The organism is Natrialba swarupiae, assembly GCF_008245225.1.
Classification (GTDB): Archaea; Halobacteriota; Halobacteria; order Halobacteriales; family Natrialbaceae; genus Natrarchaeobius; species Natrarchaeobius swarupiae.
Genome location: NZ_VTAW01000002.1, coordinates 210,811 through 227,819, shown reverse-complemented (window position 1 = coordinate 227,819; position 17,009 = coordinate 210,811). Strand labels below are relative to the sequence as shown.

18 protein-coding genes and 1 tRNA gene are annotated in these 17,009 nt (G+C 60.2%); 9 read left to right on the top strand and 10 right to left on the bottom strand.

From position 1 onward, the window contains the following. The first annotated feature begins 21 nt into the window (after positions 1-21). The 3 genes from FYC77_RS03185 to FYC77_RS03175 all read left to right on the top strand — a co-directional run bounded on the left by FYC77_RS03185 (position 22) and on the right by FYC77_RS03175 (position 2,214). Positions 22-771, top strand: coding sequence for an outer membrane protein assembly factor BamB family protein (locus tag FYC77_RS03185; RefSeq protein WP_149080063.1), 750 nt, complete (start codon positions 22-24; stop codon positions 769-771). After that, positions 738-989 carry a hypothetical protein gene (locus FYC77_RS03180; RefSeq protein ID WP_149080062.1) on the top strand — a complete coding sequence of 84 codons (252 nt, stop codon included), beginning with the start codon at positions 738-740 and terminating at the stop codon, positions 987-989. Before FYC77_RS03185 ends, FYC77_RS03180 begins: the two co-directional genes overlap by 34 nt. A 124-nt stretch (positions 990-1,113) precedes the next feature. Then, a complete protein-coding gene (locus FYC77_RS03175; protein ID WP_149080061.1) occupies positions 1,114-2,214 on the top strand; it encodes a pyridoxal phosphate-dependent aminotransferase in 1,101 nt (366 codons plus the stop codon). A 74-nt stretch (positions 2,215-2,288) separates the two neighbouring features. Here the strand turns inward: FYC77_RS03175 and FYC77_RS03170 are convergent, their stop codons facing one another. Continuing rightward, positions 2,289-2,567: a hypothetical protein gene (locus tag FYC77_RS03170; protein ID WP_149080060.1), complete on the bottom strand. Its 279-nt coding sequence runs from the start codon at positions 2,565-2,567 to the stop codon at positions 2,289-2,291. 285 nt (positions 2,568-2,852) lie between these two features. On the opposite strand from FYC77_RS03170, the gene FYC77_RS03165 reads away from it, so the two are divergent. Beyond that, positions 2,853-4,025: an ArsA family ATPase gene (locus FYC77_RS03165; RefSeq protein ID WP_149080059.1), complete on the top strand. Its 1,173-nt coding sequence runs from the start codon at positions 2,853-2,855 to the stop codon at positions 4,023-4,025. 177 nt (positions 4,026-4,202) lie between these two features. Next, complete coding sequence (locus FYC77_RS03160) at positions 4,203-5,792, top strand: MATE family efflux transporter (protein WP_149080058.1); 1,590 nt, start codon at positions 4,203-4,205, stop codon at positions 5,790-5,792. A 133-nt stretch (positions 5,793-5,925) separates the two neighbouring features. On the opposite strand, the gene FYC77_RS03155 is transcribed toward FYC77_RS03160, so the two are convergent. From FYC77_RS03155 to FYC77_RS03145, 3 genes are all read right to left on the bottom strand, one after another. After that, positions 5,926-6,441, bottom strand: a complete 516-nt coding sequence (locus FYC77_RS03155; protein WP_149080057.1) for an acyltransferase — start codon at positions 6,439-6,441, stop codon at positions 5,926-5,928. After that, the gene (locus FYC77_RS03150) at positions 6,438-7,313 is read right to left on the bottom strand and encodes an Nmad3 family putative nucleotide modification protein (protein WP_149080056.1); all 876 of its coding nucleotides are present in this window, start codon (positions 7,311-7,313) and stop codon (positions 6,438-6,440) included. The genes FYC77_RS03155 and FYC77_RS03150 overlap by 4 nt, the downstream gene beginning before the upstream one ends. Positions 7,314-7,395: 82 nt before the next feature. Beyond that, positions 7,396-7,656, bottom strand: coding sequence for a hypothetical protein (locus FYC77_RS03145; protein WP_149080055.1), 261 nt, complete (start codon positions 7,654-7,656; stop codon positions 7,396-7,398). Positions 7,657-7,913: 257 nt separating this feature from the next. Between FYC77_RS03145 and FYC77_RS20330 the strand changes: the two genes are divergently transcribed. Continuing rightward, positions 7,914-8,072 carry a hypothetical protein gene (locus FYC77_RS20330; RefSeq protein ID WP_202911763.1) on the top strand — a complete coding sequence of 53 codons (159 nt, stop codon included), beginning with the start codon at positions 7,914-7,916 and terminating at the stop codon, positions 8,070-8,072. 28 nt (positions 8,073-8,100) lie between these two features. On the opposite strand, the gene FYC77_RS03140 is transcribed toward FYC77_RS20330, so the two are convergent. Beyond that, a complete protein-coding gene (locus FYC77_RS03140) occupies positions 8,101-9,132 on the bottom strand; it encodes an NAD(P)-dependent alcohol dehydrogenase (RefSeq protein WP_149080054.1) in 1,032 nt (343 codons plus the stop codon). A gap of 136 nt (positions 9,133-9,268) precedes the next feature. On the opposite strand from FYC77_RS03140, the gene FYC77_RS03135 reads away from it, so the two are divergent. Together FYC77_RS03135 and FYC77_RS03130 are read left to right on the top strand one after the other, a co-directional pair. Beyond that, positions 9,269-10,339, top strand: a complete 1,071-nt coding sequence (locus FYC77_RS03135; protein WP_149080053.1) for an amidohydrolase family protein — start codon at positions 9,269-9,271, stop codon at positions 10,337-10,339. After that, positions 10,336-10,695 carry a metal-sulfur cluster assembly factor gene (locus FYC77_RS03130; protein ID WP_202911762.1) on the top strand — a complete coding sequence of 120 codons (360 nt, stop codon included), beginning with the start codon at positions 10,336-10,338 and terminating at the stop codon, positions 10,693-10,695. Before FYC77_RS03135 ends, FYC77_RS03130 begins: the two co-directional genes overlap by 4 nt. Before the next feature lie 328 nt (positions 10,696-11,023). Here the strand turns inward: FYC77_RS03130 and FYC77_RS03125 are convergent. The 4 genes from FYC77_RS03125 to FYC77_RS03110 form a co-directional block, all read right to left on the bottom strand. Then, a tRNA-Pro gene (locus FYC77_RS03125) sits at positions 11,024-11,094 on the bottom strand. Positions 11,095-11,178: 84 nt separating this feature from the next. After that, positions 11,179-12,087, bottom strand: a complete 909-nt coding sequence (locus tag FYC77_RS03120) for an RNA-guided pseudouridylation complex pseudouridine synthase subunit Cbf5 (protein WP_149080051.1) — start codon at positions 12,085-12,087, stop codon at positions 11,179-11,181. Beyond that, positions 12,084-12,662 (bottom strand): (d)CMP kinase, encoded by a 579-nt coding sequence (gene cmk, locus FYC77_RS03115; protein ID WP_149080050.1) that lies wholly within the window; start codon positions 12,660-12,662, stop codon positions 12,084-12,086. The genes FYC77_RS03120 and cmk overlap by 4 nt, the downstream gene beginning before the upstream one ends. 53 nt (positions 12,663-12,715) lie before the next feature. Beyond that, on the bottom strand, positions 12,716-13,669 hold the full coding sequence (locus FYC77_RS03110) for a DUF106 domain-containing protein (protein WP_149080049.1): 954 nt from the start codon (positions 13,667-13,669) through the stop codon (positions 12,716-12,718). A gap of 234 nt (positions 13,670-13,903) precedes the next feature. Between FYC77_RS03110 and FYC77_RS03105 the strand changes: the two genes are divergently transcribed. Continuing rightward, positions 13,904-16,264, top strand: coding sequence for a DUF7289 family protein (locus tag FYC77_RS03105; protein WP_149080048.1), 2,361 nt, complete (start codon positions 13,904-13,906; stop codon positions 16,262-16,264). Between the two features lie 80 nt (positions 16,265-16,344). Here FYC77_RS03105 and FYC77_RS03100 read toward each other — a convergent pair whose 3' ends face one another. Further along, positions 16,345-16,980 (bottom strand): adenylate kinase, encoded by a 636-nt coding sequence (locus FYC77_RS03100; protein ID WP_149080047.1) that lies wholly within the window; start codon positions 16,978-16,980, stop codon positions 16,345-16,347. Positions 16,981-17,009 lie beyond the last annotated feature (29 nt).

The window sequence follows — 17,009 nt, the reverse complement described above, 5'->3', positions numbered from 1 at the left end:
AAATCGAATGACTTCTACTGGATGAACCGTCGAGGTCTTCTCGGATCGATCGGCGTCGCCGGCATCGGGCTAACCGCGGGCTGTCTCGACGTCGATTCCCTCGAGGAGGACCTCGACGTCGGGTTCTATCTGGAAGACGGCCCGACGGTCGCCTGGAAACGCGACGTCTCCGCCGACGTGGTGGCAATCGAGGCGACTCCGAATCTGACGGTCGTCGCGACCGAGCGCGAACTGCTCGTACTCTCACGATCGAACGGCGGTCCCGTCCGACGCCACGTCCACGGACCGATCCGGGGAATCGAGGAAGACGACTCGGGGTGGTACGCCTACGGCGACGGTGGCGTGCTCGCGGTCGATCGCTCGAGTGGGGACGAACTGTGGCACACGGAGGGGAGCTACCAGCGGCTGTTCCGGGCCGACGACGCGGTCGTCTGTTATGCGTCGAACGGGCGCGAGACGGTCGGGTTCGATCCCGAAACGGGCGACGAACGCTGGCGGTGGGAGGGGAACATGATCTACACCTACTCCCCGTCGTTTGGACTCGTTCCAGGTGACGGCTACCGCGCCTTCGACCTGAGCGAGGGGACCGTCGAGTGGTCGTTTCGCGACGGGGACCGACACACGCCGATCGCGGTCGTCGACGACGTGGTCGTCCTGTCGGTCGAACCCGACCGGTCGGAGCACAGGTCGGTCGTCGCGCTCGATCGCGAAACGGGAGCCTCGGATGGGAGGGCAACATGCGAGTTGTCCCGCGGGTCAGTAGCCCGATAACCGGGGAACTCGTCTACACGCCGCCGGAGATCATCACTTTCGAGGACTCCTTCGCCGCGGGATTCGTCGGGACGAACGGGCTCGAGTTGTGGGACGAAACGCGGGGACGACGCCGCTGGCGACACCGGTTCGAGGGGACGATCGATGGGCTGTTCGCCGCCGCCGGCGATCTCTACGCGCTCGTCGACGGCACACTGGCCTCGATTTCGATCGATTGATCGCTCCGTGGCGTCGAAACGTGCGGTCGGCGGTCGATCACTGCAGTCGGACGACCGACGACCGGCGAGAGCGCCGTACGCTGTCAACGGAAAGAACGACGTATCGCCGGCGACAGTATCACGCATGGAGTACGAGACGCCGCTGTTCTTCCGGGTCATGAAGTACGCCTCGAGTGTGGATCGTGACGTGATCGACATGGTGAGTGGCAACCCCGACTGGGAGCCACCCCAGGCGCTGCGCGACGGACTCTCCGAGTACGCCGACCTCGAACCCGCCGCGTTTCAGTATCCGCCGAGCGACGGACTGCTCGAGCTTCGGAAGGAGATCGCCGCCCGTCGCGGCGTCGACGTCGAACAGGTCGTGGTGACCAACGGCGCGGGCGAGGCGAACTACCTCGCGATGGCACGGGCGCTCGAGCGCGATCGTGGGGAGGACGTAATTCTGACGGACCCGGTCTACCCCTACTATCCGGGGAAGACGACGATGCTCGGCGGCACTCAACGGTTCGTCGCGACCGACGACGAGGGCCAGCTCGATCCGGCGGACGTCCGTGCGGCGGCGAGCGAGGAGACGGCGGCGATCGTCGTGAACTCGCCGAACAACCCGACGGGGGCGGTCTATTCCGCCGAAACCGTCCGCGAACTCGTGGCGATCGCCGAGGAGTACGACGCCCTGTTGATTAGCGACGAGGTGTACGACAACTTCGACCTCTCGGGGGAGTTCGCGAGCGCCCTCTCGGTCGACTCCAACCACCGGATCGTTACGAACGCCTTCTCGAAGTCGCTGGCGATCACGGGCTTTCGCGTCGGCTACGCGATCTTCCCGCCCGAGCTTGTCGAGAACGCGAGGAGCCGGCACATGCTGGTCAACGTCGCCGGCAGTCGTCCCTCACAGTACGCCGTCTTGAACGCGCTCCGGGAGACCGAACCCGACTACTACGAGCGAAACCGCGAACTCCTCCGCGAGCGGGTGGACGCGTTCACCGACGCACTCGAGGAAGCGGGTGCCGAGTACACGACACCGAAGGGCGCGTTCTACGTGATGGCGCGCTTCGAGGGGTATCCGGGAACGCTCGAGAACGTCTTCGAACTGATCGACGAAGCCGGTGTCGCCGGTATGCCCGGCGAGGCGTTCGGCGACTCGCGGACCGAGTGGCTCCGGTTCGCACTCGTCACGCCTCGAGTCGAGGAAGCCGCCGAGCGGTTGGCGACTCGATTCGTGTAGGTTGTGTGTGTATGATTCGGAGCGTGAGCGGGAAGAATCGTGTCATCGACTCCGAAAGCTGCGTGCTCCTCGAGTTACCGGAGCGATCCGGTCCAGCAACAGTCGGTACAGGCGAACAGGCCTGCACCGTTGACTGTCGATTCGCCACAGACGGGACAGTCGGTCGTTCCTGTCGTCCCCGTCGGTTGGTTCTCGTCTTCGGACCGGAGGACACCGCGGGTGGTTGGCGTCGGAAGCGCGACACCGGTGGCGGGCGTTTCGTACGGGAACGATTCGGTGTTGCCCTGGCGGGTCGGTGTGGTCTCCTCGAGTGTCGATTCCGTCGCCGTCCGTTGCGTGGTTTGTAGTGACATGGTAGTGAGGCGTGTTGTCGGTGACCCGATCTCGGATCGGATCTCTTGACCGAACGAACGGCGATCTCGTATTTAATGATGTGGCTTAAACGATAATATGCCGACTAAATATATAATGGTGTTAAATCACCATCCCAAGTGTCGGTAATTCGAACGGTCTCGAGTAGCGGTAGATCCGGCCGGGTACCGTGGGCGGCGCTCGAGGTGTCGTAGCCACTGCACGTCATTGCGCACCTGACCGATCCGGACCGACGAATACAGGTGTTGGGACGAGGTATCACGACCATGAGCGGAATCGACGTCGAGCCGGTCGAGGAGAACGCAGACGATGGCGACGGCGGTGCACACACCATCGAGGTCACCCCGACGGACGACGCTGGCTCCGTCGACGACCGCGAAACGATCGAGGTCGAACCCTCAGACGAGCCACTCGAGGGGCCGGAGTACGTCCTCTACGGCGGGAAAGGCGGTGTCGGGAAGACGACGATGGCCGCGGCGACCGCGCTGGACAGCGCCCGCGGCGGTACCTCGACGCTCGTCGTCTCGACGGACCCGGCACACTCGCTCTCCGATACCTTCGAGACCCCCGTTCCCACGGAACCCGGTCGCATTCGGGAGGACGTGCCCCTCTACGGGGTCGAGATCGATCCGGACGCGGCGATCGAGGGCGGGAAGGCGGCGTTCGGCGGAGCCGGAGGCGGAGGCAGTGAGGCCGGAGGGGCCGGCGGTCCCGAGATGCCCGGCGATCTCGGCGGCCTGGGCGAGATGCTCGGCGAAGGGAATCCGATGGACGCTCTCCTTGGCGGCGCGATGCCCGGTGCCGACGAGGCGGCGGCGATGCAACTGCTTCTCGAGTACCTCGACGACCCCCGATTCGAGCGGGTCGTCGTCGACACGGCACCGACGGGCCACACGCTTCGACTGCTTCAGTTGCCCGAACTCATGGACACCATGACGGGCCGTCTCCTCCAGTTTCGCCAGCGGATCGGCGGGATGTTCGAGAACGTCAAGGGGATGTTCGGCGGCGAGGAAATACCTGACGAGGAAGGCCTCGAGGATCTGGAGGTGCTTCGCGAGCGGATCGAGCGTCTTCGAGCCGCACTCCGTGATCCGAAGCGGACGGACTTCCGGATCGTGATGATCCCCGAGGAGATGAGCGTCCTCGAGTCCAAGCGACTTCGCACGCGTCTCGACGAGTTCGACATTCCGGTCGGGACGATCGTCGTCAACCGCGTCATGGAGCCACTCTCGGACGTCACCGACGACGTCGAGGGGGAGTTCCTCCAGCCGAACCTCGAGGACTGTGCGTTCTGCCAGCGTCGGTGGGACGTCCAGCAATCAGCACTCTCGGAGGCACAGGAACTGTTCCGGGGGACCGACGTCAAGCGCGTCCCGCTGTTCGCAGACGAGGTTCGCGGCGAGGGGATGCTCGAGGTCGTCGCCGCCTGTCTCCGGTAATCGAAATATCGTTTCGAAAGGATTTTCCCGGCCGTAACTGACTATTCGGTCAGTGACTGCGGTTCCCGCCTCCGGCCCCTCTCCAACCAGTCGAGGCACATCCTGTGGTGTCCGCACTCGGGATGGCCGCGAACTGACGCGGGCCTTCGGGTACGGACTCGCCGACGGCGTTTACGCATGAGTTCAGACGATCCAACCTCCGACCCCGACGATCACTCCGACTCGAGTGGCGAGTTCGAACGCGACACGGCGGATGAGGGGTTGGACGGGGGGTCGGAGTCTGCGTTCGACGATCCGACCGAGTCGATCACCGAGGGGAGTCTCATCCGCCCGTTGTTTCACCTCGCCTGGCCGATCGTCGTTATTCAGCTGTTGCAGGTCACCTACAACGTCGTCGACACGCTCTATCTCGGCCGACTCTCCGCGGACGCTGTCGGCGCGATCAGTCTCGCGTTCCCGCTCGTCTTCCTGTTGATCGCGATCGCCGGCGGGTTCACGACCGCCGGAGCGATCCTCGTCGCCCAGTACATGGGCGCCGAAGGGAACCGGTCGGCCGGACTGGTCGCCGGGCAGACGGTTTCGTTCGTCGGGCTACTGTCCGTCGTGATCGCGATCGGTGGCTACTTCTACACCCGGCCGGCCCTCGAGATTCTGCCGAGCGATCCCGAAACGTCCGCGGCAGTCATCCCACTCGCAGCGGACTACATGGAAGTGTTCTTCCTCGGAATTCCACTCATGTTCGGTTTCTTTGTCTTCTCCGCGCTGATGCGTGGCTACGGCGATACGCGGACGCCGATGCTGGTGATGGTCGTCTCCGTGATCGTCAACGTCGTCCTCGATCCGTTCTTGATCTTCGGCTTCCAGGAGAATCCGCTGTTCGGCTGGCTCGGGCTCCGAACGCTCGAGGGATCGCTGTTCTCGGCGACCGGCTTTACGGGCTGGGGGATCGAGGGAGCGGCGGTCGCGACGATCGTTGCGCGTGGCGTCGGAACCGGCATCGGGTTGTGGTTACTGTTCGGGACGACTGTCGGACCAACCACCACTCTCGCCCACCTCAAACCCGACCTCGCGTTCATCGAGGACATCGTTCGCCTCGGAACGCCGAGTATGATCGAACAGAGCACGAGCGCGCTGGCGATGATCGCCCTGACTGCGATGGTCGTCACGTTCTCGCCGCCGGTCGTCGCCGCCTACGGGCTCGGCAATCGGCTCATCTCGCTCGTGTTCCTGCCGGCGATGGGGCTAGGTCGGGCGATCGACACGATGGTCGGACAAAATCTCGGCGCTGGTCGGGCCGATCGAGCGTCCCGTTCGGCGTGGCTCGCCGCGTCGACCGGCGCTGGCGTCATGTTCCTCGTCGCGGTCGTCGCCGTGACGTTCACCGAGCCGATCGTCGGCGTGTTCCTGGGGGACGTCCCCGACGCGCCGGCGACGATCGCCTACGGCGTCGAGTACGTCCGAATTCGCTCGGTCGAGTTCGCGTTCATCGGCGTCTCGCAGGTGATGCTCGGCGCTTTCCGCGGCGCCGGCAACACCAAGATCGCGATGACGATCTCCGTGATCACGCTGTGGGTCGGCCGCGTCGGAACCGTCTTCGTCCTCGTTTTCGGGCTCGGCTGGGGCGAGACCGGCATCTGGACCGGGATGGCCGTCGGCAACGTCCTCGGCGCGATCGTCGGCGTCGCCTGGTTCTCTCGAGGAACGTGGAAGAGCACCTATATCGACGAGTCCGACGCTGAACCGGTCGCGGAAGAACCAGCAGGCTGATACGGACTGCGATGCGTCTGTCCCGGTCGATCGCAGATCGGTAAGCGATCGACCGGCAATCAGTCATCGCAACCCGTAGAGTCGAGCCGGGTGTTCGACGTCGCCGCCAAATCGTCAGCTCTCTCGTCGCAATTCACTCGTCATCGTCGTCTGACCCCATTGGCCTGGCGGGGACGCCGGCGACGGTCCCGCCCGGAGGGACGTCCTTCGTCACTAGCGAATTGGCCGCAACCCGTGCGTCTGCCCCGATTTCGACGCCGGGCAAGACGATGGCACCGGCGCCGATCATCGCCCGTTCGCCGACGACGACTCGGCCGGTTCGGTACTCGTCTTGCAGGAACTCGTGACAGAGCAACGTCGCGTCGTAACCGACGATAGCGTGATCTTCGACCGTGAGGAGTTCCGGCCAGAAGACGTCCGGCGTTGCCTCGAGTCCCCAGGAGACGCCCTCACCAACCGTCGTACCGATTCGGCGAAGGAGCCAGCGCTTGAGCCGGAGGCTCGGCGAGATGCGGACGAGCCAGACGACGACGTAGTTGATCGCGATCCGTATGGGGTGTTTCGCCGCGGTCCAGGTGGCGAGCGAGTTTCCGACCCCGGGCGTGGCGTGGCGGCTAATACGGTCGTGTCGGGTCCTATCCTCGGTCACTGTCGGTCCTTCGACGTATCGTTACAAGAAACCGACCGTTCCGGCACGGACTCGAGACCCGATTCCACGTCGGCGTCTGTCGCCGACCGGCCACGAAGCGGACCGACGAGAGAGCGAAACTCTTCGGCCGAGAGCCCACAGCGGTACGCCGGCTTGTACATCATGTTCGACCCGCCCGCCCGTACGTTCCAGCCCGCCTCGATCGACTCGCGGAGATAGTACTGTGCACGAACGTTACCCGGTTTCACCTCGTACTCGCTGAGGCGGATCGGATGACGATCGAAGAGGCCACCCGGTTCGCGCCCGTCGACGAAGACGACCGTCTTCTCCTCGAGGTAGAGCGTCCCGTCTCGAGCGCGCTTCGCGTGAGCGTTCTCCGCGTGTCGCTCGAGGATTGCCTCTCGCTCGGCTCGTGGGGTGTCGGGCGTGACGACGTCGACCCGGTCGACCGTTGCGTATCCGATCAGGTACCGGTGTGCCCTGTCGCCATCGGGACGGCGCAGGCCGACGTAGAACCCCACGACGTCCCCGTCCTCGAGCGACTGGAGCCGAGAGACGTAGCCGCTGGTCCTGTGCTCGCCGTAGGTGAGCGCCTCGAAGTTCGGGTCGTGGTGAAGCGGCCAGGACTCGAGTTCGGAACCGCTGACGGCGTCGACCCCTCCGCGGACGGGCTGTGGCTCGATTCGCGTCGTCAGGTCGGCCGCGACGCGACCGTCTGCCGATAAGGACCAATCCCCGAGGGTCGTGGATTCGGTCGTCTCGGCCGTCTTCTCCGGAATCGGGACGTACTCGAACCGGCCGTCGTCGTACAGCGGCCCGAGAGCCCCGAGATTGGTGCTATCGGCGCCGACACCTGCCAGAACCACCGTCATAGTACTAGATCCGGATGACGACGGGTTAAACGCCTCGAATTTCGAGGAAGGTACGGACGACTCGAGCCGAATCCTGAGCAGATTACCGGTGGCTCGAGCGTGACGTGTAGAACAGTGGAATCAGGAGGACGAGAAAGAGCGATCCCATGACCGCGATTCCGATCCAGATCGTCGACAACAGCGCTTCCGGGATCAGTCCCGCGACGTCAGCGACCCAGAGCAGACTGTACACCCCGGCGACGAGCAAACTTCCCACGTACAGCCGCAACACGAGACGCACGACGTGATACAGCGTCGTCCTCGTAACCTCTGGCGGCAGTCGGTTCTCGAGTACGCCGATCATCGACTCACCGTTCGACCCGTGTCCCCGCCTCCGTCGAACGCACACGTCGTCGTGAGGTCGCCGAACGAGACCAGTGTTCCCGAACGACACGTCGATCTGTGGGAGTGATGCCGTCCCTTGCGGTCATTGAACGTACACTCCTATCTGGACGGTCCGACCGCTTGAATCTTTGTATCAGTTTACAGCTCGAGTCGGAACCGTTTCGGTCCGTACAGTGCTTGCTCCATACTTTTGGGTCCACGGCCCGATTCGACGGTATGGCGTCGAAAACTCCCGTCGAGTGCCCCCTCTGTCGTCGAGTCGTCGAGCCGACGCTGACGCTCGAGAACCATCTGCTCGAGAATCACTCGAAGCGGGAGTTGGCGAGGTTCGTCGTTTGCGAGAACGAAACGTTGACGTACGGTGACGTCTCCTGACAAGAAGTACCGAGAATCTGCTTTTGTTTCAGGGCTTGAGGACTGCTCGCCCTTGGATTTCACCGTCTTCCAGTTTTGCGGCGACGTCGTTTATTTCCGCGAGCGGATACTCGACGGTCCGAACGTCAATTTGTCCATCCTCTACCAACGACATCAATTCTTGGAGTTCAGTGAATGATCCGCACAGCGTTCCACAGTAATTGATCTCGAGACCCACCATCGCCTGAGCCGGTGCAGTCACGTGACCGCCATAGCCGACGACGTAGTGATCCCCGCCCTGTTTCAGCAACGACAAGCCGAGATCAAGCGTCTCGTCGGAACCAACAAAATCGAGTATCGCATCGATACCGTGTTCATCAGTCACTGTATCGACTAGCTCAGATATCTCCTCGTCTCTGAGATTTACAGTATGGTCGGCAGAATCTGCTAATGCGAGCGCCTCATCTTTGATGTCTGCGGCGATGATTGTAGCTGCTGTCAGTTCATCGAGCAATTGAATGCCGATGTGTCCGAGGCCACCAACTCCGATTGCAAGCACCGTATCACCTGGTACGAGATTGGCACGTGCGCGCTTGACTGCTCGATAGGCCGTAAGTCCAGCGTCTGCGTGAGGTGCCGCCTCGACGGGATCTACGTTGGTTAGCTGGACTGCACTCCGTTCGCTTGTTCGCATATACTCTGCGAATCCACCGTCCGTGTCCATACCGCAAAACACGTGTTCATCGCAGTACATTTCTTCACCGAGTCGACAGGAGCGACAGGTTCCACACGTGAGTGCTGGATGAAGGACTACCTCATCACCGGGGTCCACTGCTGTCACTTCGTCACCGACCGACTCTACGGTGCCAGCGTTCTCGTGGCCTGGGGTGTGCGGCAAATTGATATCCGCAACCCCTTCAAAATCTCCATGGACGATATGGTTGTCGGTGTGACACCACCCTGCTGCTTCGATGCGAACGACAATATCGTCTGATCGTTCCGGTTCCGGCCTTGGTAACTCCTCAAACGAAAACGCCATCGACATCTCGTCTGTGTATTCATGCAGGCGTGCAGCGTCCATGATTGGTGTAAGTTAACTCATCACAGTTATTTCTTGTGTGAGAGTGCCAATGTAGGCAGAAATGGTTCTTTATGTATCTGTTTATTCAATGTCCATTTGAGAAAGGATTTTGAAGGATATTCACCATGTATGGTGTATGGTATCATTGGACGATACCCTCGTGGTCGACGCCGTATCACATTCATACAACCTGTCGCCCTCGAATTATCGGGTTGCCGAACAAGCCGAGCCGGTCGCCAGAAACGGATACGGGTTGGAATCGTCGATGCCAGACAAATACGTTCGAACAGAAGAGACGTTCCTCGACGACTGGCAACTCGCAGACACTGAGTCCACGCTATTTCAGGAGAGTGCTACCGACTTCAGTGTTTTCCACCCGCAAACGATCATGGTCTTCGAGGATGGGTTAACCTCATACGAGAAAGCAAAGCAATTCGTAGAGAGGAACCCGAACCAGGGGGCAGCCCTGGCCGGAATCGATCCGATTGGAATGGATAATCCGAAAGAAGAGTTGACGAGACAGGTCGAAGAGTTAGGTGCACACGGTGTGAAGATATACCCATCATACTGGGAAGCAGACGGCACTCATCGCGGTTTCAGAATGGACGATCCAGAAACTGCATTTCCACTATGGGAACACGCTGCCGATCTTGGACTGGATGTCGTAGCCGTACACAAAGCGTTCCCCTTCGGTACGGTTCCGATGAAACCGTATAAGGTCGATGATATTGAGGAAGCCGCGATCAGTTTCCCAGATCTGAACTTCGAGATAGTTCACGGTGGTCTGACCTTCGCGGAGGAGACTGGCTGGCAGATCATGCGCCACCCCAACGTCTACATCAATCTGGAGTTGACACTGTCCGAAGCCGTAACCACGCCGAAAACGTTCGTAGACACAATGCAGGAACTTCTGTACGCAGGTGGAAAACAGGCGGTAGACAAACTCATTTGGGGCACGGGTGCTCCTCACTTCCATCCGCAACTGCTTCTCGAGCGGTTCTGGGAGTTCGATTTCCCGGAGATGGATGGTTTTGCCGGAACGTTCACAATAACTCAGGAAGACAAACAAAAAATCCTCGGCGAGAATTTTGCTAAGGCACACGGATTTGACCTCGACGAACTCAGGGCACAAACCGAAGCTGATGAGTCTGACGGTGAGGTCGCGGATCCGTGGTCAACAACGAACTTCGAGGTGGCCACAACATGAGCACGACTGAACGGGTCCGTGACTCCCTGCGTGAGATCGTCGATCCGTGTAGTGCTGCGACTGGTTCGAACCTCGACATCGTCGAGATGGGGCTTGTCGAATCTATCGAAATTAGAGAAGACAAAGCACTCATCCAGATGCGGCTTACTACACCGTCCTGTCACATGATTCCATACTTCATGGAGGAAGTCGAGGATTGCCTGGAAGACTTCTCGGAGATTAAAACGGTCGAGTTGGAAACCGACAATGGGTTCGAGTGGTCTCCTGATATGATGACTGAGCAGGCCAAACAGCGGCGACAGGCAGTTATAGACGAACACAAACGGAGGTATCTCCGTGAACAAGCAGATGAGTGAACAAATCAAGCGGACCGCTCAGGGTAGTAGCTCCCAGAAGGTGTCATATTTACTAGGATTCTAGTGGGTCGGGCTCAATTATTGGTCATGTCGCAAACTCGTAGGCCGTAACCGATTCCTCTGGAAACAGGGTCATCTCTAATATCCAACTCGAAGTGACCCGTACGCGCGGCGGAACTCACCAGTGACGTGACTACCACATTTCTGATACCGGTTTCGAGCCGATACGCTGGATTTCCAGTGTATCATTTATTGCACACCTCGGTATGAGAACGTTGAACAAAGAGGTGTCTGAGGTTCTTATTTTCTCGTGTTATTAAAATTCCAGTGGGACCGCCGAGAATTGAACTCGGGTCCTACGGACCCCATCCGCAGAGGATACCACTACCCCACGGTCCCGCACGTGGATCGACGGCCGTCTGCTGTTTAAGCGTGTCGTTTCGCTTTGCCCACACGGATCGGAACTCGAGTCGTTGGCCGGAGTTAGACGAGAACACGCTCGAGATCCACGACGACACCCGAATCGGCCTCACGGCTGCCGACGAGTTCACCGAGACAGACCGCCGCACCTGCGGGTGTGAAACAGGCGACGAGGTCACCGTGGCTGGCGTCGCTGCCGACGTCGAGTACGCCGGGTGCGTAGACCGGTGCGCCGTTTGCAACTTCGTGTGCGGCGCTCTCGGCGATCGTTACCCGCGCCAGATTTTCGAGAATTCGCTCGGCTGGGTCGACGACGTCGTACAGCGGTTCCGGATCGTCGTCCTCGAGCCAGAACGCGAGTGCATCGAGGAACTCGGTCGCGGTATGAAGGTCCGTATCGTCGAACGGCTCCGTCATCGTTCGGCGGAGCGCGCCCATGTGACCGCCCGTCCCCATCGCAAGTCCAAGGTCGTGACAGAGTTTTCGAACGTAAGTGCCGCTCTCACACCGGATCCGTAACAGGATCCGTCGCTCTTCTCGTTCCAGAACGTCGAGGTCGTGAATGGTTCGAACGCGCAACCGACGAGAGACGGCGCTCTTTCGCGGCGGCTTCTGGTAGATCGGTCCCTCGAACTCGGCGACGATCGATTCTGCGTCCGACGGCACCCGACCGTGACACTCGAGGACAGCAACGTACTCCTTTTTCCCCTCGAGAAACACCTGCGCGAGACGGGTTGCGTCGCCGAGCATAACCGGAAGACAGCCAGTTACCTTCGGATCGAGCGTCCCCGCGTGCGCGGCACGATCGATCGGTTCGCTCGCCTCGAGCGTCGAGAGTTTCTCGTCGACGGCGTCACGTATCCACCCACTGACCTGATGCGAGGATGGACCCGGCGGTTTGTCCAGGTTGACGACGCCGAACGTCAGGAGTTCGGCCGGCGACCGATCGCCGGGCGGGCCACGGAGCGTCATTCGAACTCGTACTCGAGTGAGACGTTCGCTTTTCCTTCGTCGCCGACGGCTTCGTACTCGTCGACGGCGGTCACGAGCATGTCGAGGACCGCATCCGGCTCCCACCGAGCGGTATTCACCGAGAGATCGTATATCGTTAGGTCCCGAATGTCGATGCCGTAGTACTCTTGATACCGTTGGGCCTCGCTGGCTTCACGCGCTTTCGTCTCTTCGGTTGCCCGGTCGGGATCTTTCTGTTCTCGTTCGGCGATCCGTTCGCCGCGGACTCGAGCCGGCGCATCGAGCCAGAATCTGAAGTTCGCCTCGTCGCCGGCGAGCCACCCTGCGAGTCGGGACTCGAGGACGAGATCGTCCTCCTGGAGGGCGATTTCGCGGAGCCGTCGATCCAGATCACGATCGATCTGATCGTTCTCCTCGGCCAGCTTGTTGAACTCGAGGGGGGTGTAGCCCCGTTCGTCCGCGAGTTCTCGGAAGATGTCGCCGCCGCTGACGTGATCGAGGTCGAACGCCTCGGCGAGCAACCCGGCGGTGGTGCTCTTCCCGCTACCCGGCGGACCGGAGACGGTGAGTAACATATTCGACCTGCGACGGCGTGACTAAAAGGGGTTTTGAATCCGTCGGGGCTCGATCAGGTTCCTGCTGGGGTCATATCGATGTTCAGCGCCTTGCGCAACAGCTGCGTAAAGCCCATCGAACAGAGGAAATACCAGACGATCCACGCCCACATCGGGCCGACGAGACCCTGGTTCAGCCGCACTTCGCCCGCGATCGGCATGATCATCGTCAATTCGGCCTCGCTGACGTGACCGTCGAGGATCTTCCAGTACATCCAGAGAAACAACGGAATGGTAAACAACATGATCCAGACCATCGGTCGGAACTGCTCTTTGAACATTCCGATGTTGTCGGCCATCGCCTCCATCTGTTCCTCGCGGACGCGGTCCATCTCGTTTTCGAGGCGTTCGATCTCGGCGTCGCTCGCGTCGCGTTCTTCGGCTTCTTTCTTGCGCTCGCGGACGTCTTTCTGTTTTTCCTGCATCGCCTTCATCCGCTTTTGGTACTTCCCGATGATCTCCGGATTCATCAGGTTGGCCTGCAACAGCGTCGAGTAGAGGCCGGTCAACAGCGCCACGGAGAGAATCACGGCGTAAAACGGGAGCGCGGCGTCGAGCGGTGCAAGCAGAAAGTCGATCGCTCCGCCGACCGTGTTCCGAACCGAATCGAGCCAGTAGCCGATCATCAATAGGACCGAGCCGACTGCGGCGATCTTGTCCCACTGGGACCACTTCGACTCCTCGTCGCTGATGTCGACGTCCGGCACTCCCGTCTCGCCGTCGCCGTCGCCGTCCAGCGCTTCGTCGTACGCCTCTCTGTCGGCGATCTCGAACCCCTCGTCCCCGTCAACCAACACTCCCTTCTCGATCAGTCGTCCCCATTGTCCGCTGGTCAGGTCGTCGTTGACGTCCTGCCAGGTAACCTCGCCGCCGTTTTCGTCGGCTTGCTCGCGGATCGTCTCGAGGCCGTCGGCGAGCGAGGAATCCTCACGAACGAGGGAGTTGATCTTCTCGGCTGTACGCGTCATCTGATTGTTCTAGCGGCCGTTCGGTATACAAGTGTTTATCTTCGTCGGAAGAGCGACGAACGAACGAGTGGTGGCCTCCCTCGGCGACATTCGACCGCTTGCTGGGGATTCTTTTCGGACATTGCCTCAGCACAGTGATTTGGACAACATTTATTATCTCGAAAACTAAATCAGTACAAAATAATGACTCCGGGAGCTGACCGACTCCGTCAGACACTGCGTGGAGACCGGGGGGTGTCTCACGTAGTGGGGTTTACGCTGTTACTCGGGATCGTGCTGATGGGTTCAGTGCTCGTTCTCGTGTTGGGGATCGGATTACTCGAGTCGCTCGAGGACGACAGCGAAGCGGAGATTACGCACTCCGCGATCGATACGACCGAACACAGTATCGAGACGACCGCATCGACGGACCAGACGACGTCTATTCCGATAGACAACTACCGGCCCGATGGCGAAGTTCACATCGCGTGGTACAACGCCTCCGCTGGTGCTACTAAACACGATGCGGTCGAAGCCGGGAACGAAACGGTCGAGATCGATCCACTCGGTGCACTCGTGGACGAATCAGACGACATGACGGTCATCCTCCAGGGTGGTGGAAGCTGGGTGGATCGAAACGGCGAGTACCGCGTAAATTCCGAACCGGACATCGGGTACGAGGACGAGTCCCTTCAGCTTCGACTGTTGACGTTGACCGAAGACGAGGTCCAGCAAAGCGAAGGGACTGCACAGCCAAACCCCGACAGCGATCTCTCCGAACGGCTCGAGGAAGCCAGCGAAAACGCGACCAGAGACGGCTACAACGATATGGCACTCGTGATCGAAAGCGAGTATCACGACGGCTGGTCGGAGTTTCTCACCTCCGAGTTCGACAATCGCGAAAACTTCACGGTGAACAGCGGCGAGACGAGCCCCGTGGTCGGTACCGGAAGCGACGAAACCGTCGAGGTCATCATGGAGAACGTCACCGACTCGAGTGCGGACTTCTGGATCAAAGAGGACCACGGCGTCGTCAGCGGCGAGGACGGCGAGAACAAACACGTCGGTACCGACGACCTCGAGTTCAAAGCGACCCTCGAGAACGTCGGTGAAGTAGAGGAAGAACAGGACGTCAAACTTGATATCATCGGCGGTCCGACGGTCCCAACATCCGAACCGGTTAACCTCTCTAGTGGTGATGAGGAGAATGTCACCTTCATCCTCGAGGACCCCCACGATTACCTCGAACAGGGAGAAGAGTACGACTACCAGATCTATACTGATCAGGACCGACTCGAACAGCCGGGTTCGTTTTACTTTAGCCCGGAACCGGAACCGTACCTCGATATCGACGTCCCGCACGTAGACGGGATGGATGCCAGTGACGAGGACGATCCGGTGGAAGCAACCGAGGAGAAGGTCACGCTCGAGGTAGACGTGACGAACACCGGCGGCTCCGACCTCTCAGAGTGGGGGACGGAGATGGGTGAACTCGAGTTGAGTCTCGAGCCCGACGAAACCTCTGAGAGTGACCCCTACGGTCTCGAGGGCTATACCGGAGAGATTCACGACCGAGACGTCGGAGAAACCGGAACAGCGACCTTTACTCTCGATCCTGACGATCTGTACGAAGGCGGCCACGAGTTTACCGTCTCGGCGTCGAACGGAGACAGCGCCACCGGGTACTTTACCGTCCCTGATGGAATTGATGTCGGAGACACGGAGGTCGTCATCGAACCGGGAACCGACGTTGACGTTTCAGTTGTTGGTACTGAAGTATCTGCAGAATATGAGTGGTATGGGAGTTGGCGGAAAGAGAATCCCGCAATTTCTGTTGACGTCAAAACACAACCAGTCGACGAAAACGGTGATTCAACCGGAGAACCCGCAAACTATTGGGATACTGGATGGGACGACAAGAACCTGAACACCTATCAGAACCGATGGGAGATCTGGGGGTCCAGTTTCACGGTCGAAGAGCGATCGAGCCTCCAACTCGAGGCCACATCGTACGAACGTGAAACGTGTCCATCGTGGGGATACAAAGACACCGTCGAATACGTCGATAGAGACTGGGATATTTATCAGTGTGACGAGGACGACCTTCCGGCCCACACCGAAGATAACATACTTCACACCATCGAGGCGGATACCGATAGTGATACTGCCGGTGTTCGCGTCCTGAGTCAGGAAAACAACCACCTACCTGAACTACGGGGTGGACACTACACACAGTTGAGCGCCGACGAAGTTCTCGAACGAGATGGCGTCGATGTCGACGTTGAAAAGGGTGAAGACGGCGAAGGGTACCTCCAACTCGATGAACACGAGTACATCTTCGTCTTTGAGATCACCGACGCGCCCGATTCGGGACAAAGTGCCGACGACTATTGGGAGGAAGCGTTCGGTGAGGGAAGCGACGATCCGAACTTCAACGACGCGATCGCACACGTCGAAATTACGCCACCGGAAGGTGAAACTCTTGATCCCCCCTCCTTCGATCCGGGAAGCGGTAGTGGCTCTGATTTCGAGCCCGGTGACGAATCCCACCGAGAGCAGGGTAACATAACCGAAAGCGACATCGACGTCGGAACGGACGAAATCATCATCGGGTAGCGTCGACTCGTGTCGCCATTTTCACAGTCGAACCTTCTTCAGATCGAATACTGCGTGCACTGAACGCGGAGAAAATCAGCTTACGCCGCGTCTTCGATCGTCGCCTTCACGTCTTCCCACACCTCGTCGGGAGCCTGCTCGCCGTCGACGCGCTCGAGGACGCCCTGCTCGTCGTAGTGGTCGATGACGGGTTCGGTGTTCTCGCGGTAGACGCGGAGTCGCTCTTTGACGGTCTCCTCGGTGTCGTCTTCGCGTTGCTCGAGTCGGTCCTCCACCTCGGGGTCCTCGGGCGGGTTGTACTCGAGGTGGTAGATCTCGCCGGTCTCGGGGTCGAGTCGGCGACCGGTCAGCCGGTGGACGAGTTCCTCCTCGCCGACGTCGAGAGAGAGGACGACGTCGAGGTCGGTCATCTCCTCGAGTTCTTCGGCCTGCTCGGGGTTGCGGGGGTAGCCATCGAGAACGAAGCCGTCGGCCTGGGTAAGTGCCTCGTCGACGATCGCGTTGACGACCTCGTCGGGGACGAGTTCACCCTGGTCCATGTACTCGCGTGGCGTGTCGTACTCGGTGTCCATCTCGGAGATGTCCATCTCCTTGTTCGCACGGAGTGCGTCCCCAGTCGTCACGTGTTCGACGTCGAACTCGGAGGCGATCTTCGAACTCTGGGTTCCCTTCCCTGCTCCCGGCGCGCCGAGAATCAGGACTCGTGGTTGTGCCATGTCGCCCCGTTCACCGCCAGCGCATAAAG